This window comes from Streptosporangium heterodermiicola (genome assembly GCF_051390675.1).
Taxonomy (GTDB): Bacteria; Actinomycetota; Actinomycetes; order Streptosporangiales; family Streptosporangiaceae; genus Streptosporangium.
Genome location: NZ_JBPJSR010000039.1, coordinates 16,169 through 35,096 on the forward strand (window position 1 = coordinate 16,169; position 18,928 = coordinate 35,096).

Genomic DNA, 18,928 nt, shown 5'->3' on the forward strand with positions numbered 1-18,928 from the left:
TGTGACCGGGTCCGCCCGGTTCCTAGAGTCGGCGGGACGGACCCCCGGTGATCTCAGGGATGTGATCCGAGAACACCGGGGTTCGTCCCGGATGTCCTGAGGATCATCGGGCGTCAGCGTGCTGCGTGAGACATTCGCGACCCCCGGCTGGAGCCCGACGTGACACAGGCCATCCTCGACGTCCTGCACGATGTGATGACATCTCCATGGATCTACCCGGCGCTGTTCGCGCTGGCGCTGCTCGACGGGTTCTTCCCGGTGGTCCCGGCGGAGACGTCCGTCATCACGGCCGGGGTGTTCGCCGCCGCCACCGGCGCGCCGGACCTGCTCCCGGTGATCGTGGTGGCCGCGCTGGGCGCGTTCGCGGGCGACCACGTCTCGTACGCCATCGGGCGGACCACCAACGACCGGCTGCGCAACGGCAGGCGCAGCCGCAAGGCGTTCGCCTGGGCGGAGCGGGCGCTGGCCGAGCGGGGCGGGCTCGTCCTCGTGGTGGCCCGCTACATTCCCGGCGGCCGGACCGCGTGCACCCTGACCATGGGCGCGGTCGCCTATCCCCGGCGTTCGTTCGCCCTCTTCGACGCCCTCGCCGCGGTGTCCTGGGCGGTCTACTCGGGGCTGATCGGCTACGTGGGCGGCGCGGCCTTCGAGAACGACCCGATCAAGGGGCTGCTGCTCGGCCTCGGCATCGCCCTCGCGGTCACCGTCGTGGTCGAGACCGTCCGCCACCTCCGCCACCGCCGTGTCGCGCCGGAGGCGGAGCTGGTCACCTCCGGTGACTGACGGCCGGGCGGCGCGACTGCGTGACGCGGAAGCGCCCGGACACGAAGGCGTCGTCGGTGAGGGAGGCGTTCCCCGCCGGATTGAGCCCGCTGACGTGGTAGTCGCTGTAGGCGGCGGAGAAGTTGAGCGGCATCGGGCCGGTGAGGTTGGAGGTGAGCGCGGCGCCCGCGAGGGCGAAGGCGTCCTCGGCCCGGCCGACGAAGTCCTCGTCGACCGAGTAGCAGAACGCGGTGATCGCGCCCTTGTCCCCGGCGTCGGCGGCGGCCGTCCGCAGCGCGGCCTCCCGGTCATCGGCAGGGACGAGGAAGGCGACCGGCCCGAACCGCTCCTCCCCGTAGACCGCCGGATCCCCGGTGGCGAGCAGCAGCGGCCCGCTGGTGCGCGCGGCGGGGAACTCCGGGTGCTCGTACGGCGCGGCGTCCAGTAGCACGGTGCCCCGGCCGCGCAGCCCGTCCACCAGGGCGAGCGTGGCGGGCGACTGGATGGCCGCCAGCACGGAGGCCGCCCGCCTGGGCACGGTGGAGATCTGCCGCACGGCCTCCGCCAGGGCCTCGCCGACCTCCTCGAAGGAGACCGTTCCCGAGGAGGTCCGCACCCCGGAGCGGGGCACGAAGATGTTCTGCGGGCTGGTGCACATCTGCGCGGAGAACAGGCAGAGCGACCCGGCGACGGCCCGCAGCACGGGCGCGAGGTCGTCGGCGGAGTCGAGCACGACCGCGTTGAGCCCCGAGGTCTCGGTGTAGGAGATCGCGGGGAAGGCGTTCGCCTCCACCCACGCGCCGAACGCGGCGCTCCCGGTGAAGTCGACGATCCGGCAGGCGGGGTGGCCGATCAGTTCCTTGGCGACCGGCGCCTCGGCGGTGTCGACGGCCAGGGTGACCAGGCCGGGGTCGAACCCGGCCCCGGCGAGGACCTCGCGGCAGGCGGCGACCGCCAGCGCCATCGGCAGCACCGCGGTGGGGTGCGGCTTGACGATCACCGGGTTGCCGGTGGCGAGGTTGGCGAAGATCGCCGGATAGGCGTTCCAGGCGGGGAAGCTCGCGCAGGTGACGACGACCGCGACGCCGCGCGGCACGATCCGGTAGCGCTTGTCCAGGCTGAGCTCGGCGGTGCCGAAGCCGCGGGTCCAGGTCGCGTACGGGGTGACCCGTTCCATCGCCGACCAGGCGGCGGCGATCGCCTCGATCCCCCGGTCTAGGGCGTTCGTGCCGCTGCCGGTGAAGCTCATCGCCGCGCTCTGACCGGCGGTGTGCATGGTGGCGGGCACGAACTCGAAGGACCGCTCGTAGATCCGGTCGCAGGCGGCGAGGCAGAGTTCCGTCCTGGTCTCGGGGGTGGCGTCGCGCCAGGCGGGCCAGGCGGCCAGGGCGGCCCGGTAGACCTCGTCGGCGCTCGCGGCCGGGTAGGCGACGCCCAGTGGCTCGCCGGTGTAGGGCGAGACCTCGCCTCGGGCGACGGCGTGCGAGCCGGGGTGTTCCGGCAGGTCGAACCGGCCGCCGAGGCGGGACTCGTGAGCCTTCAGCCCGGCCGCCCGCGCGGCCTCGCCCCCGGGGTGGCGGGAGGGGGCCTCAGGGTAGGCGCTCCAACTCTCCCTGGTACGCCTGGCCTCGACCGCCCGCGCGAGCCGCGCCGACCGCTCGGCGTTCATGACCGCCTCCGGTTCCGTGCCGGCCGCGCGATGCTCATGACCGCTTCCGGATTCGTGCCGACCGCTTGGTGTTCGATGACCGCCTCCAGGTCTCGATGACCGCCTCCAGGTCCGTGCCGGTCGGCGTTCATGAGCGTCTCCAGATCAGGGTGTGCCATCGGCCGTCCTCGCCGGCGGCCAGGACCAGGCGGTCGCCGTCGGCGTTCAGCTCGCGGACCTGGACGGTGCCGGCGAAGGCCGGGTTGAGCGCCACCTCGACGTCGTGGGCGACGTAGCCGTCGCGGACCTCGTAGCGGCCCGCGTAGGCGAAGAAGGACGTGAAGGCCTCGGCCAGCGCCTCCGGGGGCGCGTGCCGCGGGCTGGTGCCGGGCAGCGGGGCGCGCCCGGCCCGCGCGATCGTCGCGCTCATGTGGCCGTCGGGGGTGTAGCAGAGCAGGCCCACCGCGTCCGTGCCGAAGGGATGCGAGACCTGCCCCCCGGCGCCGACGATCCGCCACTCGACCAGGCGCCAGGCGCCCACGAGATTCATGCCCGAGAAACTACGATAAGAGAAGCCAGCGGGTCAACAGCCCCGACGCGAATCTCGGGGAATTCCCAGCGAAGTCAGGGTGAACCCCTATGGCTCCGGCACCTCCCGCCGGGGGACGCTTCGACTGTTCACCGCGAGTCCCTCAACGGACGCCTCCACGAGGCGATCCGGTCATCTCGCCATGTCTTCATCTGCTTGGGAGGAGTGTGCATGACTGTGCTGGCGGCCGGCCTGGCGTTGCTGGGATCCCTGTTCTTCGCACTCGGCGCCGCGCTGCAGCAGTTCGAGGCGGCGGGCGCGTCCCGCGCCGGCCTCGGATACCTGGTCAGGCGCCCCCGATGGCTGCTCGGCGGCCTCGCCATCGCGGGCGGCACGGCCCTGCACATCGTCGCGCTGAAGTACGGCCCGCTCACCCTGGTGCAGCCGATGGGCGTGGCCAGCCTCCTGTTCGCCCTGCCGTGCGCCGCGGCCCTGCAACGCCGCGGACCGAAGCCCGGCGAGCTGGCCTCGGCCGCGGTGATCGCCGTCGGGCTGGTCGGCCTGGTGCTGGTCGTGCCCCAGCACAGCGGGAAGCCGCACCTCAGCACCGGGGAGGCGGTGGTCCTGCTCGCGGGGGCGGCCACCGCCGCCCTGATGCTGTGGGCCCTCGCCAGGCGGGTCTCCCCCGCCGCGCGGGCCTGCCTGCTCGCCGTGGGCGCGGGCGTGCTGTACGGCGCGACCGCCACGCTCACCCGCGTCCTGGTCGACGGCGACTGGCAGCTCTGGTTCCTGTTCGCCGTCCCGATGCCCGCCGTGATCGCGCTGGCGCTGCTCCAGCGCGCCTACGCCGTCGGCCACTTCGGCGTGGCGTTCGCCGCGCTGCAGGTGGCCGATCCCCTCACCGCCGTCGCCTTCGGCGCCCTCCTGCTCGGCGAGCCCCTGCCGACCGGCGCGGCGAGCACGTTCACCGCGCTCGCGGCGGCCGCGCTCACCGCCGCCGGGACCGTGGCGCTGGCCCGTACCACCCCGATGCCCCCCACCTGAAGTGACAGCACGATGAACGGAGCACCGATGGTCATGCCGGCCACCGCACCCCCGCGCACCCCCGCGCAGGCCCCCGCCCTCCTCGCCACCCGGACCCGCCGGGTGCTGATCGGGGCCGACACCTACCCGCCGGACGTGAACGGCGCCGCCTACTTCGCCCACCGGCTCGCCCAGGGCCTGGCCGAGCGGGGGAACGAGGTCCACGTGGTGTGCGCCTCGGACGAGGGGCCGGGCAGGACCGAACGGGTGGACGGGGTGACCGTGCACCGGCTGCGCTCGGCTCCGGTGCTGGTCCACCCGACCATGCGGGTCACGGTGCCGACCCGGCTGGACCGGCTCATCGACGAGATCGACCCGGACGTGGTCCACGTGCAGGCGCACTTCGTCGTCGGCCGCGCGGCGATCTCCGCCTCCCGGCGCGCGGGCGTACCGGTCGTGGCGACCAACCACTTCATGCCGGACAACCTCTTCCAGTTCGCGCGCATCCCCGGGCGGCTCCGCGAGAGGGCGGGCGCGCTGGCCTGGAAGGACTTCAACCGCGTCTTCTCCAGGGCCGACCGCGTCACCACGCCCACCGAGATCGCGGCCGGGCTGCTCACGGGCAAGGGCTTCGGCCCGCCGGTGGAGCCCATCTCCTGCGGCATCGACCTGGCGAGGTTCCAGCCGCGTGCCGAGCCGAAGTCGTGGGCCCGCCGGGCCTTCGGCCTGCCCGACCGGGACACGATCGTGTTCGTCGGCCGTCTGGACGAGGAGAAGCGGCTGGACGAGCTCATCCGCGCCCTGCCGCACGTGCTCAACCACACCGACGCGCAGATCGCGCTGGCCGGGACCGGCGGGCAGCGGGCCGCGCTCGCCAGACTGGCCGACCGGATCGGGGTCGGGGACCGGGTGTCCTTCCTCGGGTTCGTCCCCGACGAGACGCTGCCCCAGGTGTACGCCGCCGGTGACGTCTTCGCCATGCCGGGCGTCGCGGAGCTGCAGAGCATCGCCACACTGGAGGCGATGGCGAGCGGCCTGCCGGTCGTCGCCGCGGACGCGATGGCCCTGCCGCACCTGGTACGGCCCGGCGAGAACGGCCACCTGTTCCGGCCCGGCGACGTCCAGGAGCTGGCCAGGCACCTGGGCGCCCTGCTCGCCTCCCCCGGCGCGCGTACCGCGATGGGCACCGCGAGCCGCGCCATCGCGCTGACCCACGACCACCAGGCCTCCCTGACCAGGTTCGAGCGGATCTACCAGGAGGTGGCGCGGTGAACTCCGGGACGATCCGCCGGGAGGCGGGGCCCGACTTCGAGACGGCCCGGCGGGTGGTGGCGCGATGAACTCGGAAACGATCCGCCGGGAGGTGGCGCGGTGAATCTCGCAGCGAACCGTCAGGAGGTGGCGGGGTGAATCTCGCAGCGAACCGTCAGGAGGTGGCGGGGTGAACGAGGGCCCGCCGTCACGCTGGCCCGGTGTGGCCGGGCCGCTGCTCGCCCTCGCCGCGATGGGCTACGCGCACCTGGTCGCGGCGGACACGGTGAACCCGATGGACGGTCTGATCAGCGACTACGCGCTGCTCGACGGCACCGCCTGGGCGACGGTGGGCGGCACGATCGCCCTGGCCATGGGCTGCCTCTGGGTCGCGTACCTGCTGGTGCGGGTCGAGCCGGTGCGCGGTGCAGCGTCGCGCGCGCTGTTCGTGACCGCGGCGCTGGGACTGCTTCTCACCGCGGCGTTCCCCACCGACGCGGCGCCCGGTGTCGTCTCGATCGCGGGGGAGATCCACCGCTGGTCGGCGGCCGTGGTCTTCACCGCGCTGCCCTGCGCGGGGTGGATGCTCGGCCGCCGGTCGGGGAACGGCCCCCTGGCGGCGGTCTCCGTCCTGTCGGCGGTGTTCCTCGCCTGGTTCCTGGCCGCCCACCCGGGCTCGCTGGTCTCGGACCTGATCGACGGCGCCGACCACTACGGCCTGGTGGAACGGCTGCTGGTGCTCTCCGAGACGACGCTGGTCCTGCTGGCCGCCCTCTGGCCGGGGCACCCCGCTCGCCGTCCGGCGACGAAGGGGCGGGACGTGACGATCCCCGCCCAGCCGGGCCCGGACGGCACCCGCCCCCCTCACCCCCCTCACCACCCTCGCCCTCCTCGCAATCCTCGCGAGCCGATCGGTCTCGGCTGACGGCGAGGAAGCCACCTCGAACAGCGAAGGCGCTTCCCTGAACAGCGAAGGCGCTTCCTTGAATCGCCCATGAGCGAGTAAATGAGACATGCAGCACGTACCTATCGCGTCTTACCTACGCTAACGTAGGTTACGGTTGCGTAGTCTTCGAGGGAGAAACCTGATGCGAGAGTTCAGTGAGACCGAGCTGCTGCTCGAACTTGAGCCTGTCGTCGCGGGGGAGCTGGACCGGCACCACAAGGTGGCCAAGGAGTGGTTCCCGCACGAGTACGTCCCCTGGTCCGAGGGGCGTAACTACGACGGCCTCTACGGCGGGGACGCCTGGGTCGAGACCGACACCAAGATCCCCGAAGAGGCTCGCATCTCCCTCATCGTGAACCTGCTGACCGAGGACAACCTCCCCAGCTACCACCACGAGATCGCCACGACCCTGGGCCGCGACGCGGCGTGGGGCACCTGGGTGCACCGCTGGACCGCCGAGGAGGGCCGTCACGGCACCGCCATCCGCGACTACCTGACGGTCACCCGCGCGGTCGACCCGGTCGCGCTGGAGCGGGCCCGGATGGTGCACATGAGCGAGGGCTTCACCAACTCCTACGAGGGCGTGCTCGCCTCGGTGGCGTACGTCTCCTTCCAGGAGCTGGCCACCCGCATCTCGCACCGCAACACCGGCAAGGCCTCCGAGGACCCCAACTGCGAGCGGCTGCTCGCCAGGATCGCCGCCGACGAGAACCTGCACATGCTCTTCTATCGCAACCTGCTCAACGCGGCCTTCAAGCTCGCCCCCGACCAGACCATGCGCGCGGTGACCGACGTCGTCACCACCTTCCAGATGCCGGGAACCGGCATCGAGGGCTTCACCCGCAAGGCCATGACCATCGCCAACGCCGGGATCTACGACCTGCGCCTGCACATGGACGACGTCCTGCAGCCGGTGCTGCGCCAGTGGGACGTGTTCAACATGAAGGACCTCGGCGCCGAGGGCGAGAAGGCCCGCGAGGAGCTCTCCGACTTCCTCGCCAAGATGGAGACCACCGCCTCCCGCTTCGTCGAGCGCCGCGAGGCCCGCCGCGCCCGCCAGGCCGCCGGCGCCTGAGCCTCCTCCGGCCTCAGAGGCGACCCCGGCCCCGGCTCGCGGGCCGGGGCCGGGGGCGGGCGGCCTCCGGACTCGGCCCGGCGCCCCGCCCGCGAGCCGGAGACCCGGGCTGCCTCCGGACTCAGGAGACGGCGACCGGCTCGCGAGCCGGGGAGCCGCCGGCCTCCGGCCGCAGGCGGCGCAGGAGGACCAGTACGAGCAGGGCGGCCAGGCCGGTGGTGGCCGGGGGGACGAGGAAGGCGAACGACGCGCCGAAGCGGTCCACGAGCTGGCCCGCGACAGCCGCGCCCGCGGCGATGCCCATGCCGACGGAGCCGTTGAGCCAGGTGAAGGCCTCGGTCCTCACCTCGGCCGGGATGAGACCCTCGACCAGGGTGTAGCCGGTGATGACGGCCGGGGCGATGACGAACCCGGCCACGGCGGCTCCGGCGTACAACAGCGGCACGGATCCGGCGAGCGTCAGGGTGACGGTGGCCGCGGAGAGCAGGCCGAAGGCGGCGGCCAGCCTGGCCGGGGCGCCGATCCGCCAGCGAACCACCCCGTAGAGGATGCCCCCGACGAAGCTGGCGCCGGAGAAGCTCGCGTAGACCGGTCCGGCGGCGCCCGCCTGGCCGAGGGCCGCGGTGTAGGAGGTGACGCCGACCTGGAGGCTGCCGAAGACCGTACCGAGGGCGACGAAGGCCAGCGCGAGCACGGCCACCCCGCGCAGCCGCAGCACGCCGTGCCGCGAACGGACCCGGACCGGCATCGGCTCGGGCGCGCCCCTGCGGACCCCGGCGAACGCGAGCGTTCCCGCCACGACCATGACGAGCGCCACCGACAGCGCCCACACCGGTGAGAACCCGGTCGAGATGGCCACGAGCAGCACCGGGGCGAGCGTGAAGGTCAGCTCGTCGGTGATGGATTCGAGGGCGAAGGCCGTGTCCAGCCTGCCAGAGCCGCCGAGCACGTACGCCCAGCGGGCGCGGACCATCGAGCCGACCTGCGGCATCGTCGCCCCGGCCAGCGCCGAGAGGACCACCAGCGAGACCGCGGGGGCGTGGGCCGAGGCGAGCGGCAGCAGGGTGCCCAGCGCGACGGCGTGCACGACGACCTGCGGTACCAGCACCCTCGCCTGGCCGTACCTGTCGGCGAGCCGCCCGGTCCTCGGGCCGACCAGCGCGGGCGCCACCGCGGCCACCGCGGCGGCGACCCCGGCCGCGCCGTACGAGCCGGTGGACCAGTGCACGAGCAGCAGCACGCCGAGCTGGAGCATCGCGTTCGGAAGGCGCGCGAGGAAGGCGGGAAGCAGGAAGCGCCAGGCCCCGGGCGCGCCGAGCACGGCGAAGTACGAGGTCAACAGCTCTCCGTCCATCGTCCAGACGGAGACTCCGCCCGGTTCGGGAGCCCACCGGGGTGGGCTTCGACCGGGGTTGATACCGCTCTCGCGGCCGCCGAGCGGTCATCGTGTACGTCCGTCCTGAACGCGCCGACGAGCTACCTTATGCCATTTCCCGCACTCCCTCACATGTGAGGACCTGGGGGTGTGCGGTAACCCTGAGCGGTTTCCTCCCTCGGCGGATCGAAAGCCGTCAGGCCGTCAGGGGGTGTGACCGGTGGCGTCCTTCACGCGGTCGAGGTCACGCCGGGGCGAGTCCCACAAGGAGCCCGCGCCGGCGGCCGAGCGCAGCAGCGGCCAGGTCAGGACCGCGAGGGTGACGGCCAGCGCGGCCACCGCCACCATCGCCCCGGGCAGGCCGGTCGCCTCGGCCCAGCGCCCGACGTAGACCGGACCGGCGAGGAACCCCAGGTAGGCCACGGTGGTCACCACGGACGTCGCCCTCCCCCTCGCCGCCTCGCCGACGTGTGCCGCGACGACCCCCATCAGCATGGGGAAGAGCACGGCCGTACCGGCCGCGGCCAGGGCCAGTCCCAGCAGGACCACCGGGACGGCCGTCGCGACGGACACCAGCGCGGTCCCGGCGGCGGCTGTCACGGCGCCGGAGACGAGCACGGTCGCGGCGTGCCGGGAACCGATCGCACCGGCCGCGAAGCGGGTGAGGGCGACGACGGCGGCGAAGACCGCCGGGCCCGCCGCGGCGAGCGCGGGACCCGCGTCGGCCACGTCGGCCAGGTAGACGGCGCCCCAGCTCTGGTGGGCGTTCTCCACGGCGAAGGCGAGCGCGCCCAGGCCGCCGACCACGAGCAACGGGAAAAGGCGCACGGCGTACCCCCGCCCCTCGCCGCCCCGAACGGCCCCCGCGCCCGGGACGGTTCCTTCGCTGACCGAGATGCCTCTCGTGGCGTCCGGGACGGTTCCCTCTGTGACCGGAGCGGCCCCTGTCGCGTCCGGGACGATCGCCTCGGTGACCGAGGTGGCCCTCCGCTCGGCGTCCTGACCGGCACTCGCGGCCCCCGAGGCGGTCTTCGCCGTGTCCGAGCCGTCCGTCTTGGCGGTCGAGGCGGCTTTCACCGCGTCCGAGGCAGCCGCCTCGGCGGTCGAGGCGGCTCGCCAGTCGGCCACGACGCTGAGTGCCGCGCCGGCCGCGACCCCAGCGACCAGCAGGAACGGCACGACGACCGGCGCCCCCAGGCCGCCGAGCAGCAGCCCGGCGGAGAGGCTGCCGGCCACCACCATGGCGGAGAAGGTGCCGTGCGCGCGGGTGATGACCGGCCGGCCGGAGGCCCGCTCCGCCGAGGCCGCCGCCGAGTTGATCGCGACGTCGGCCGCCCCCGAGGAGGCGCCGAGCAGCGCCAGCCCCGCCGACAGGCTCCAGAAGCCGCGTCCCGCCACGGCCACCAGTGTCCCCACCGCGCCGAGCGTCACCAGCAGGAGCGCGGCCACCCGGAGCCCCCAGCGGTCGACCGCCCTCCCGGTGACGAGCATCGCGGGCAGCGCCCCCGCCCCGACGAACAGCAGCGCCGTGCCCAGCTGCCCGTCGCCGAGCTCCACCTGCGCGCGGATCGCGGGCACCGAGGCGCCCCACACTCCCCAGAAAGCTCCGAACGCGGCGAACCCCATATAAGCGGTACGCGCCCGAACTCCGCCCTTTCCTCCTGACATGTGTGTAACGATACACAAATCAGCTGTGTATCGATACACAGATATTCTCGGCCCATGAGCGGACGGACGGCGCGACGCCGGGTGACCATGGCCGAGGTCGCCCGCGCGGCAGGGGTGTCGGTGATGACCGTCTCGTACGCCTACGGACAGCCGGGCCGGGTCTCCGACGAGGCGCGGGCCAAGGTCCGCGAGGCCGCCGAGCGCCTCGGCTACCCGGGTCCGCACCCCGGCGCGCGCTCGCTGCGCAGCGGCCGGACCGGCAACCTGGGCGTCGTCCTCGGCGAGCATCTCACCTACGCCTTCGACGACCCGCAGGCGACCCGCTTCCTGTCCGGCGTCGCCCAGGTCTGCGCCGACCACGGCATGGCGCTCACGCTCGTACCCGTCACCGGAAGCCCCTCCGACGTCGACCGGGTCACCGAGGCCGCCGTCGACGCCTTCGTGGTCTGGACGACCGCCGACGACGATCCCGTCATCGACGCCATCTCCGCCACCGGCCTGCCCGCCGTGGTCCACGGGGGCCCGCGCCGCGACGGCCTCTCCTTCGTCGCCGCCGACGACCGCGCCGCCGCCACGGCCGTGGGCCGCGAGGTCTTCGCGGGGGCGCGGCGTCCGGGGGTGCTGAGCTTCCCCCTCGACCGGGCGAGGATCTCCGGCGTCGCCTTCGGTGTCCCCTCCGGTGAACTCCCCGGGACCGATGGCGCCGGTTCCGAACCCCTTGGCGCCTCCGGTTCCGGAACCACCCACACCCCCTCCCGCGACGCCGCTTCCGGAACCGTTCACACCCCCTCTCGCGACGCCGCTTCCGGAATGCCCCGAACTCCCGGCCCCGCCCCCGGCCCCGGAGCCGTCCCGGACGGCGCGTACCCGGGGATCGACCCCGACGCCTCGACCTTCCGGGTGACCCGCCGGCGCCTGCGCGGCTACCGTGACGCCTGGGCCGAGACCGGCGGCGACTGGTCACAGGTCCGCGTGGCCGTCTGCTCCGTCAACAGCACCCACGAGGCCGAGGCGCTCGCGGCCGAGCTGCTCACCGGCCCGTACGCCTGTGACGCGATCGCCGCGATGGGCGACGAACTGGCCCTCGGCGTCCTGCGCGCCGCCACCCGCCTGGGCCTGACCGTCCCCGGCGACCTCACCCTCAGCGGCTGGGACGACTCCGACGCCGCCGCCCCGGCCGGGCTCACCACCGTCGCCCAGTCCCTCCGCGACCAGGGCGCCCGCTGCGCCCGTATCGCCCTCGGCCAGCCCATCCCGGCCGACCGGGACACCGAGGTCGCCTGGCACCTGATCAGCCGCGAATCCACCCGGCGGCCCTGAGGGAGCCGGTGACGAAGACCGCTCGGGCGGTGCGCCGGGCCGACGCGGGTCCCGGCGGCGATCGGATCTGACACGGCGTCGTGTCCGCAGCCGCGTCAGTGGCCGCGTCAGTGGCCGTATCAGTGGCCGTGTCAGCACGGCGACGGCCCGGTATCAGAGCGGTCGGCGACGGTGGGTCCCATGAACGGTTCAGTGATCGCGGCACTCGCGGTCGTCACGTGGTCGCCGGTGCCCCCGCTCCTGTCATGCCCGCGACGGCGAGGCCGGGGATCGAGATCTCCGGCAGGCCGAGTCTCCGAGGGAGCGGCGATCAGGTCGCCCGCACTCACACCCTCGCGGTCCGAACTCGCACCTCAGCTATTCAGTGTTGCTATGTACCAGTAGTCGGTGTTACTTTGTACCGGTAGTCAGCGACATTGAGTAGCCGAAAGAGAGTGCTCCCATGGGCAAGCAGGTGACGGAGATGCTCAAGGGAACGCTGGAGGGCATCGTCCTCGCGATCCTGTCCGGCCGGTCCGCGTACGGCTACGAGATCACGGCGTGGCTGCGGGACCAGGGCTTCTCCGACATCGCCGAGGGCACCGTCTACGCGCTTCTCGTCAGGATCGAGCGGCGCGGTCTCGTCGACGTGGAGAAGGTCCCGTCCGAGAAGGGGCCGCCGCGCAAGGTGTACTCCCTGAACGCTCAGGGACGTGAGTACCTCGAAGAGTTCTGGAGGAACTGGAGCTTCCTCACGGAACGGCTCGAACAGCTCCGCGAAGGAGGTAAGTAGCACATGGACACAGGGTCGAACGAGCCGAAGAACCGCTACCGGCAGTACCTGGAAGTGGTCACCGGGTCTCTTGAGGACAAGAAGCGCTACCGGCGCTACAAGGCACGCGTCAAGCAGCTCCCCGAGGACTATCGCGCGGCGGTCGAGGCGCTGGAGCGCTACTTGATGACCTTCGGGCCGGGGGACGGCTCCGACGCGGCCGCGATGTACGACGACCTCGCCGACCTGTTCGAGCAGAGCGCGGCGAACGGGACCCCGATCCGCGACATCGTCGGGGGGAACCCCGTGGAGTTCGTCGAGGCGTTCCTCCAGAACTACCCCGGGGGTCAGTGGATCAACCGGGAGCGGCAACGGCTGGCCGACGCCATCGACCGCGTCACGGGCGACAAGCCGTGACCAAGCAGAGAACGGATATCCGGATGACAACCAGTCAGGTCCAGGGGCCCGCGATCCACGTACGGGGCCTGGAGAAGTCGTACAAGACACTGCGCGTGCTGCGCGGCGTGGACTTCGACGTGGCGCGGGGCAGCATCTTCGCCCTGCTCGGCTCCAACGGGGCGGGCAAGACCACGGTCGTGAGGATCCTGTCCACGCTGCTCAAGGCCGACGCGGGGACGGCCGGCGTCAACGGCCTGGACGTCGCCACGCAGGCCGCGGACGTACGGGCGTCCATCAGCCTCACCGGGCAGTTCGCGGCCGTCGACGAGATCCTCAGCGGGCGGGAGAACCTCGTGCTGGTCGCCCGGTTGCGGCACCTCAAGGACCCGGGCAAGATCGCCGACGACCTGCTCGCCCGCTTCTCGCTGACCGACGCGGGCGCGCGGAAGGCGTCGACGTACTCGGGTGGCATGCGCCGCCGCCTCGACATCGCGATGAGCCTCATCGGGGACCCGCCGGTCATCTTCCTCGACGAGCCGACGACCGGGCTCGACCCCCAGGCGCGCATCGAGGTCTGGCAGGCCGTCAGGGAACTCGCCGGCCGGGGCACGACGGTGCTGCTCACGACGCAGTACCTGGACGAGGCCGAGCACCTCGCCGACCGGATCGCGATCCTCCACGAGGGCCGGATCATCGTGAACGGCACCCTCACCGAGCTCAAACAACTGCTCCCGCCCGCCAAGGTCGAGTACGTCGAGAAGCAGCCGACCCTGGAGGACGTCTTCCTCACGCTCGTCGGCAACGGCGGCGATCCCCGAAGCACCGGCACGGACAGGTAAGGAACAACGATGAACAGGCACTTCCTCGGCGACACCGCCGTCCTGGCAGGACGGTCCCTGCGCCACGTCACGCGCAGCGTGGACACCATCATCACGACCGCGATCACGCCGATCGCCATGCTGCTGCTGTTCGTCTACGTGTTCGGCGGCGCGATCGACACCGGGTCGGAGTCGTATGTGAACTACCTGCTCCCCGGCATCCTGCTCATCACGGTCGCCTCGGGCATCGCCTACACCGCGTTCCGGCTCTTCACGGACATGAAGAGCGGCATCTTCGAGCGGTTCCAGTCCATGCCGATCGCACGGTCGTCCGTGCTGTGGGCGCACGTGCTGACCTCGCTGGTCGCCAACCTGATCTCGCTCGTGGTCGTCGTGCTCGCCGCGCTGCTCATGGGCTTCCGCTCGGGGGCGGGGGTGCTGGCGTGGCTCGCGGTCGCCGGCATCCTGACGCTGTTCACCCTGGCGCTGACCTGGCTCGCCGTCATCCCCGGCCTCACCGCGCGGACCATGGAGGGCGCGAGCGCGTTCTCCTACCCGCTCATCTTCCTGCCGTTCATCAGCTCGGCGTTCGTGCCCACCGAGACCATGCCCGGCCCGGTACGCGCCTTCGCCGAGCACCAGCCGGTGACGTCCATCGTCAACGCCATCCGCGACCTGTACACCCAGCAGCCCGTCGGCACCGACGTCTGGGTCGCTCTCGCCTGGTGTGTCGGCATCCTCGTCATCGCGTACGTCTTCGCCATGAACACCTACCGCCGCAAGATCTCCTAGGGCCCTGCCGATCGAGTCCGTCCCGGCTCGGAGACCGCGGACGTCCACGGGGTCACAGGAGGGTGACAGAACATTTCAGGTTTCTCAGAAGTTTTTGTTATCCTCTCGCGACCTGCGGGTCTCCTGTGTAGCGGCACGTGCGAATGCCGCCAGACGTCCCCTCCGCGACTCCCCAACAGGACAAGGACTTCATTCACTATGAGCACAACCGCCCCGCGCGGCATCCGAGCCGGACGCGCGTCCGTCGTACGCCAGGTCCGCCGCCTGTCGCTGGCCGGTGTTCTCGTCGGCCTCCTGGGCACATCCGTGGTGAGCGCCGCCTCCCCGGCCGCCGCGGCCGAGGTGCCCCTCTCGCAGGGCCGTACCGCCATCGCCTCCTCGGCGGAGCGCGGTGACCTGTCGGCCGCCGCCGCCGTCGACGGCAAGCCCGGCACCCGCTGGGGCAGCAAGTTCAGCGACCCGCAGTGGCTCGCGGTCGACCTCGGCAAGTCCACCGCGATCAAGAAGATCGTCATCAACTGGGAGAACGCCTACGCCACGGCGTTCCAGATCCAGACCGCCTCCGACGGTGACGGCCCCTGGAAGACGGTGCACAGCACCACGGCGGGCAAGGGCGGCGTCCAGACCCTCAACGTGTCGGCCACCGGCCGGTTCGTGCGGCTGTACGCGACCAAGCGGTCCAGCCAGTACGGCGTCTCGCTGTGGGAGTTCCAGGTCTTCGGCACCGGTTCGGGCACCACGGACCCGACCCCGACGGCGACCCCGAAGCCGACTTCGACCCCGAAGCCGACCGCGTCCCCGAGCACGACGCCCAAGCCCAGCGCCACCCCGACCACCACCGCGCCCGCCGCCGGCTGGGTGCCGGTGAACCAGGCCGCGTGGAAGAAGGCCCTGGACATCTACAACAAGGTCGCCCCTCAGCCGGTTCCCGCGGGAATCGTGAGGGTCCCCGAGTTCCACACCAACTGCACGGTGGCCAACGAGGCCAAGGACGACCCGATCGTGCTGCCCGGCCTGGTCGGCGCCTCCCACATGCACACCTTCTTCGGCCCGAAGGTGTCGGCGAACACCACGACGGAGGACCTGCTCAAGAGCACCACGACCTGTGACGCCCTCGGGGACAACAGCGCCTACTGGGCACCGACCCTGCTGAAGAACGGCAAGCCCGTTCCGATGAAGGACTTCCGCGTGTACTACGGCTCCCGGCTCAAGGACCCGTCCGAGGTCGTGCCGTTCCCGCCGGGCCTGCGCGTGGTGCAGGGCGACGCGAAGCGACAGGTGGCGACGCCCAAGGGTGCCTCCGGCCAGTTCTGGTGCGCCGGCAGCGCGGAGATCGGCCGTAGCGCCGACGGCAACTGGCCCGTCTGCGCGAAGGGCGGCAACCTGATCTACCAGCTGACCTTCCAGGACTGCTGGGACGGCAAGAACATCGACTCGCCCGACCACAAGTCGCACATGGGGCCGGCCAAGAACGGCACCTGCAGCGGCGACTACCCGGTCGCGGTTCCCAACCTCTCGTTCATGCTCGGCTACGACTCCCTCGGCGGCGACGACCTGGCGCTGTCGTCGGGCATGCCGTCCTCGATCCACGGGGACTTCATGAACGCGTGGACGCCGGAGACGCTCGGCGCGCTGGTGAAGGTCTGCATCAACGCGGACGCCAAGTGCGGCACCAAGCCGGGCTGGGGTCGCTGACCTTTTTCCCTCACCACCTCGCATGACCTGCCGTGCCGGTGCTCCCGCCTTCCGCGGGGCCACCGGCACGGTGCGTTCGGCCGCGATCGATCGACAACCGCGCCGCCCGCCGGTAGGCGGCCTCGAACACCCCGTCTCCTCCTGAGCTTCTCCGTCCCGGCCGGTTCCGGGCGGCTACGGAGTACGAGATCACGGAGGACCTGTTCGGCGCCGTCCGGGCCCCCTTCCTCGACGGACCGTCTGACGACCTGGCCGACACGATCGATTCGGTGGACTGGGAACTCGGCGTCGACAGGCAGCTGACGGAAGAGGCCAGGAAGACCATCGACGGGCTCCCGCAGACGCTCCGGGCCGTCGCGGTCCTGGAGTTCACGCACTCGATGACCGCCGGGCAACTCGTCGCCTCCAACCGGAGGCACGAACTCCGCGGAGGAGGGGACGTCTCCCACATCTACTCCCCGTACTCCTACGACGACTCCAGCGGCGATCCCCCGTTGAGCGCGGTCGTCTGGAACCGCGGCATGACCAAGGAGCCCCGGGAGGACCTCACCTACCGGTGCGAGACCGAGCCCGAGGCGGCGCTTGCGGAGTTCCGCGGGTGGGCCGGGCTGCTCGACGACGGCGACGACCTTGAGGAGTTCGAGCTGAGCCACGGTTCGCTCACCGGGACGGCCAAGGAGTGCGTCGTCTACGGGCTCGTCGTCGACAGCTGGAACCTCGCCGACCTGCGCAAGCTCCTCGACGACCCGGAGGTGCGGACGGTCAACCTCACCCACGTCGCCTTCGACCTCGGCTAACGGTCCTCGTCGGGATTCGCGGCGTGGATGTGAGCTTCGGCGCCCGCGTTTCCCGGGCTGGTGATGCGCCCACCGAGGAGCGGCGCTTCGAGATGGGCGGGAGCGAGCATGACACCGCTGATCCTCGATGCCAGAGCCGGGGCGGCGGGCAGGTGGTTGTCGATCTGGTCGTCGGCCGCGGGGTCTCCGGACCGGTCTCATCGCGGCGGTGTTTCTCCCGACCAGCCAACGCCATTTGAGTATGATGCCGAGTATGAGCGGAGAGAAGAAGGAACGAATCACGATCACCGTCGACCCTGACGTCGCCAGATACGCCGAACATCTGGTCGCCACCGGCAAAGCAACCAGTGTCGCCGCCGTCTTCAACGACTCCGTCGCCGCCAAACGCATCGCCGACCAGCACGGCCTGGCCCTCCTGCGGGAACGCGCCCGCAGCGCCGACCCCGACCGGGTGGCGCGCATGCGGCGGCACGTGAACCTCCAACTCGCCGAGCAAGGGTTCCCGGCGGCGCCCGGTGAGTGACTTCACCCCCACCCCCTACATCCTCGACTCCAGCGTCCTCGTCGACGTCGCCCGCGGTGACGCCGATCTGATCGGCTTCCTACAGGACTTCGACCGGGCAGGTCACTCCCTGGTCATCCCGTCCCTCACAGCGGCCGGTGCCTTGCTCGACAGCCAGGGCCTCCCGGACGCACAGGCGCTCCTCACCGGCCTGGCCGCGTTCGAACGCACCACCGTTGCTCCGCTTGACGGCATCCCCCAGGCCGCGAAACTCGCCGCCATGGTGAATCTCATGTCGTCAACCGAGCTCAACTCGTTCGACGCCCACGCGGCCGCGATCGCTGACGTGGCGATCTGCCCGATCCTCACGCTCAAAGCCTCTAGATGGGCGTGGCTGTCGAGCACCCTGGACGCGCCGCTGCACATCATCGAGATCGCCGACCCGGACCAGTAGGGAGAACACCTCTCACGATCGAGCACTCCGTCCCCTTCACCAGCACGAACGGCAAGCCGCATGTTTCACCCCGGTCTCCGGACCGGTCTCATCGCGGGACTTGACCCACCGGTTTCCTGGCCACACGGACCGGCGTTTTACTCCGGTCTTTTGGGCAGCCTCATTCGGTTGCCACCCCGCTCGACTCGTCCGTCACCTCGGGACGAACTCGGCGGGCTCCATAGCGCCGTACCAAGACGGGCAACCAAGGGATGACACCGATGACGAGCAGCAACGCCAGCAGTGGTGTGCGCCACCACCACGAGATGGTCGCCGGTGGCGGGGAAGGGGTTGACGCCATCCAGGGGCGGGCCGTCTTCGACCAGGCCAGGAAGGCGTCGCCGATCGGGAGGAGACCGAAGGCGTACCGCTTGGTCCAGGGGGTGTCGATCGGGAGGCCGGCCAGTTCGCCGTAGTTCGCCAACGCCCCGGCGAGGGCGGCGGAGTCGTCTGCGAACCGGCGCAGCTCGGCCGGGTCGCGTCGCGCGGACGGTTGCAGGGCGAGCGTCCCGCCGCGCAGCCAGTTGGTCCAGCCCCGGTAGAAGACGCCGTGCGGCGGGGTGAGGTCCGCGCTGAACGGAGCACGGCCGGGCGGCGACTCCAGCCTCGCCAGCGCCCAGCGCGCCTCGCGCAGCGCCGCCGACCGCTCGCCGTCCGGTGCGCGCATGCCGAGCTCGACCCAGCTCAGGCCGTACAGCGCGTGCAGGAAGAAGTAGCCCTCGGGGAACAGGCTCTGCGCCTGGTCACCCGCTCCGCCGTCGAGTGCCGCGCGCAGGAACGTCAGCTGCCGCCGGACCCCGGGCGGCTCGTCGGCCGTGCCCGCGGTGGCGGGCACGACGAGCCGTACCGCGCCCAGCAGCGCGCAGACGCCGATCACGACGGCGACCAGCCGTCGCAGCACCCGGCCCACTCTCGGACGCCTCCTCGGGGGTGGTGTCACCTGCGCCGCGGAGGGCGGCTTGAGCATCTGTTGATCTTAATTCGGCACGTCACCGGAGACGGACGGGCCCGGCGGGCCGGTCGGCCGCCTCCCCGCCGGGCTCGGTGCGAAAGCGCCCGGATCCACACGCGTGCCGGGTGGGTC

The 18,928-nt window shown here is 71.8% G+C and carries 19 protein-coding genes; 14 read left to right on the forward strand and 5 right to left on the reverse strand.

Annotation, left to right across the window (positions count from 1 at the left end; all coding sequences use genetic code 11):
- Positions 1 to 159: 159 nt before the first annotated feature.
- Positions 160 to 783 (forward strand): DedA family protein, encoded by a 624-nt coding sequence (locus tag ACSC1Q_RS40970; RefSeq protein ID WP_436764140.1) that lies wholly within the window; start codon positions 160 to 162, stop codon positions 781 to 783.
- Here ACSC1Q_RS40970 and paaN read toward each other — a convergent pair.
- Both paaN and ACSC1Q_RS40980 read right to left on the reverse strand, forming a co-directional pair.
- Entirely contained in the window at positions 767 to 2,431 is a 1,665-nt protein-coding gene (gene paaN, locus ACSC1Q_RS40975; RefSeq protein ID WP_436764141.1) for a phenylacetic acid degradation protein PaaN, read from the reverse strand. The genes ACSC1Q_RS40970 and paaN overlap by 17 nt on opposite strands.
- Positions 2,432 to 2,558: 127 nt before the next feature.
- The gene (locus tag ACSC1Q_RS40980; RefSeq protein ID WP_436764142.1) at positions 2,559 to 2,960 is read right to left on the reverse strand and encodes a lipocalin-like domain-containing protein; all 402 of its coding nucleotides are present in this window, start codon (positions 2,958 to 2,960) and stop codon (positions 2,559 to 2,561) included.
- Positions 2,961 to 3,170: 210 nt separating this feature from the next.
- Here ACSC1Q_RS40980 and ACSC1Q_RS40985 point away from each other — a divergent pair, with 210 nt between their 5' ends.
- The 4 genes from ACSC1Q_RS40985 to ACSC1Q_RS41000 all read left to right on the forward strand — a co-directional run bounded on the left by ACSC1Q_RS40985 (position 3,171) and on the right by ACSC1Q_RS41000 (position 7,234).
- The gene (locus ACSC1Q_RS40985) at positions 3,171 to 3,983 is read left to right on the forward strand and encodes a DMT family transporter (RefSeq protein ID WP_436764143.1); all 813 of its coding nucleotides are present in this window, start codon (positions 3,171 to 3,173) and stop codon (positions 3,981 to 3,983) included.
- A gap of 27 nt (positions 3,984 to 4,010) precedes the next feature.
- The gene (locus ACSC1Q_RS40990; protein WP_436764144.1) at positions 4,011 to 5,234 is read left to right on the forward strand and encodes a glycosyltransferase; all 1,224 of its coding nucleotides are present in this window, start codon (positions 4,011 to 4,013) and stop codon (positions 5,232 to 5,234) included.
- Positions 5,235 to 5,403: 169 nt separating this feature from the next.
- Positions 5,404 to 6,138, forward strand: coding sequence for a DUF998 domain-containing protein (locus ACSC1Q_RS40995; protein ID WP_436764145.1), 735 nt, complete (start codon positions 5,404 to 5,406; stop codon positions 6,136 to 6,138).
- Between the two features lie 163 nt (positions 6,139 to 6,301).
- Positions 6,302 to 7,234, forward strand: a complete 933-nt coding sequence (locus tag ACSC1Q_RS41000) for an acyl-ACP desaturase (RefSeq protein WP_436764146.1) — start codon at positions 6,302 to 6,304, stop codon at positions 7,232 to 7,234.
- A 121-nt stretch (positions 7,235 to 7,355) separates the two neighbouring features.
- Here ACSC1Q_RS41000 and ACSC1Q_RS41005 read toward each other — a convergent pair whose 3' ends face one another.
- The gene (locus tag ACSC1Q_RS41005) at positions 7,356 to 8,588 is read right to left on the reverse strand and encodes an MFS transporter (RefSeq protein WP_436764147.1); all 1,233 of its coding nucleotides are present in this window, start codon (positions 8,586 to 8,588) and stop codon (positions 7,356 to 7,358) included.
- A gap of 225 nt (positions 8,589 to 8,813) precedes the next feature.
- A complete protein-coding gene (locus ACSC1Q_RS41010; RefSeq protein ID WP_436764148.1) occupies positions 8,814 to 10,277 on the reverse strand; it encodes an MFS transporter in 1,464 nt (487 codons plus the stop codon).
- Between the two features lie 54 nt (positions 10,278 to 10,331).
- Between ACSC1Q_RS41010 and ACSC1Q_RS41015 the strand changes: the two genes are divergently transcribed.
- From ACSC1Q_RS41015 to ACSC1Q_RS41055, 9 genes are all read left to right on the forward strand, one after another.
- On the forward strand, positions 10,332 to 11,597 hold the full coding sequence (locus ACSC1Q_RS41015) for a LacI family DNA-binding transcriptional regulator (protein ID WP_436764149.1): 1,266 nt from the start codon (positions 10,332 to 10,334) through the stop codon (positions 11,595 to 11,597).
- Between the two features lie 442 nt (positions 11,598 to 12,039).
- On the forward strand, positions 12,040 to 12,369 hold the full coding sequence (locus ACSC1Q_RS41020; RefSeq protein WP_436764150.1) for a PadR family transcriptional regulator: 330 nt from the start codon (positions 12,040 to 12,042) through the stop codon (positions 12,367 to 12,369).
- A gap of 3 nt (positions 12,370 to 12,372) precedes the next feature.
- Positions 12,373 to 12,765 (forward strand): DUF1048 domain-containing protein, encoded by a 393-nt coding sequence (locus ACSC1Q_RS41025; RefSeq protein WP_436764151.1) that lies wholly within the window; start codon positions 12,373 to 12,375, stop codon positions 12,763 to 12,765.
- Between the two features lie 23 nt (positions 12,766 to 12,788).
- On the forward strand, positions 12,789 to 13,586 hold the full coding sequence (locus ACSC1Q_RS41030; RefSeq protein WP_436764152.1) for an ABC transporter ATP-binding protein: 798 nt from the start codon (positions 12,789 to 12,791) through the stop codon (positions 13,584 to 13,586).
- Between the two features lie 9 nt (positions 13,587 to 13,595).
- A complete protein-coding gene (locus ACSC1Q_RS41035) occupies positions 13,596 to 14,357 on the forward strand; it encodes an ABC transporter permease (RefSeq protein ID WP_436764153.1) in 762 nt (253 codons plus the stop codon).
- Between the two features lie 198 nt (positions 14,358 to 14,555).
- Positions 14,556 to 16,052: a DUF1996 domain-containing protein gene (locus ACSC1Q_RS41040; protein WP_436764154.1), complete on the forward strand. Its 1,497-nt coding sequence runs from the start codon at positions 14,556 to 14,558 to the stop codon at positions 16,050 to 16,052.
- Positions 16,053 to 16,321: 269 nt separating this feature from the next.
- Positions 16,322 to 16,849, forward strand: a complete 528-nt coding sequence (locus ACSC1Q_RS41045) for a hypothetical protein (RefSeq protein ID WP_436764155.1) — start codon at positions 16,322 to 16,324, stop codon at positions 16,847 to 16,849.
- A 253-nt stretch (positions 16,850 to 17,102) separates the two neighbouring features.
- Entirely contained in the window at positions 17,103 to 17,372 is a 270-nt protein-coding gene (locus ACSC1Q_RS41050; protein WP_362698125.1) for a hypothetical protein, read from the forward strand.
- Positions 17,365 to 17,805, forward strand: a complete 441-nt coding sequence (locus ACSC1Q_RS41055; RefSeq protein WP_436764156.1) for a PIN domain-containing protein — start codon at positions 17,365 to 17,367, stop codon at positions 17,803 to 17,805. The genes ACSC1Q_RS41050 and ACSC1Q_RS41055 overlap by 8 nt, the downstream gene beginning before the upstream one ends.
- Before the next feature lie 160 nt (positions 17,806 to 17,965).
- Here the strand turns inward: ACSC1Q_RS41055 and ACSC1Q_RS41060 are convergent, their stop codons facing one another.
- Positions 17,966 to 18,811 (reverse strand): hypothetical protein, encoded by an 846-nt coding sequence (locus tag ACSC1Q_RS41060; protein ID WP_436764157.1) that lies wholly within the window; start codon positions 18,809 to 18,811, stop codon positions 17,966 to 17,968.
- Between the last annotated feature and the right edge of the window lie 117 nt (positions 18,812 to 18,928).

Bases quoted from the DNA above. Each gene is read 5' to 3' on its own strand.
- ACSC1Q_RS41035 (WP_436764153.1), top strand. From the start codon at position 13,596: ATGAACAGGCACTTCCTCGGCGACACCGCCGTCCTGGCAGGACGGTCC.
- ACSC1Q_RS41060 (WP_436764157.1), bottom strand. From the start codon at position 18,811: ATGCTCAAGCCGCCCTCCGCGGCGCAGGTGACACCACCCCCGAGGAGG.
- ACSC1Q_RS40980 (WP_436764142.1), bottom strand. From the start codon at position 2,960: ATGAATCTCGTGGGCGCCTGGCGCCTGGTCGAGTGGCGGATCGTCGGC.
- ACSC1Q_RS41030 (WP_436764152.1), top strand. From the start codon at position 12,789: ATGACAACCAGTCAGGTCCAGGGGCCCGCGATCCACGTACGGGGCCTG.
- ACSC1Q_RS41000 (WP_436764146.1), top strand. From the start codon at position 6,302: ATGCGAGAGTTCAGTGAGACCGAGCTGCTGCTCGAACTTGAGCCTGTC.
- ACSC1Q_RS41010 (WP_436764148.1), bottom strand. From the start codon at position 10,277: ATGTCAGGAGGAAAGGGCGGAGTTCGGGCGCGTACCGCTTATATGGGG.
- paaN (WP_436764141.1), bottom strand. From the start codon at position 2,431: ATGAACGCCGAGCGGTCGGCGCGGCTCGCGCGGGCGGTCGAGGCCAGG.
- ACSC1Q_RS41040 (WP_436764154.1), top strand. From the start codon at position 14,556: ATGAGCACAACCGCCCCGCGCGGCATCCGAGCCGGACGCGCGTCCGTC.
- ACSC1Q_RS41015 (WP_436764149.1), top strand. From the start codon at position 10,332: ATGAGCGGACGGACGGCGCGACGCCGGGTGACCATGGCCGAGGTCGCC.
- ACSC1Q_RS41020 (WP_436764150.1), top strand. From the start codon at position 12,040: ATGGGCAAGCAGGTGACGGAGATGCTCAAGGGAACGCTGGAGGGCATC.
- ACSC1Q_RS41005 (WP_436764147.1), bottom strand. From the start codon at position 8,588: ATGGACGGAGAGCTGTTGACCTCGTACTTCGCCGTGCTCGGCGCGCCC.
- ACSC1Q_RS40990 (WP_436764144.1), top strand. From the start codon at position 4,011: ATGGTCATGCCGGCCACCGCACCCCCGCGCACCCCCGCGCAGGCCCCC.
- ACSC1Q_RS41025 (WP_436764151.1), top strand. From the start codon at position 12,373: ATGGACACAGGGTCGAACGAGCCGAAGAACCGCTACCGGCAGTACCTG.
- ACSC1Q_RS40985 (WP_436764143.1), top strand. From the start codon at position 3,171: ATGACTGTGCTGGCGGCCGGCCTGGCGTTGCTGGGATCCCTGTTCTTC.
- ACSC1Q_RS41050 (WP_362698125.1), top strand. From the start codon at position 17,103: ATGAGCGGAGAGAAGAAGGAACGAATCACGATCACCGTCGACCCTGAC.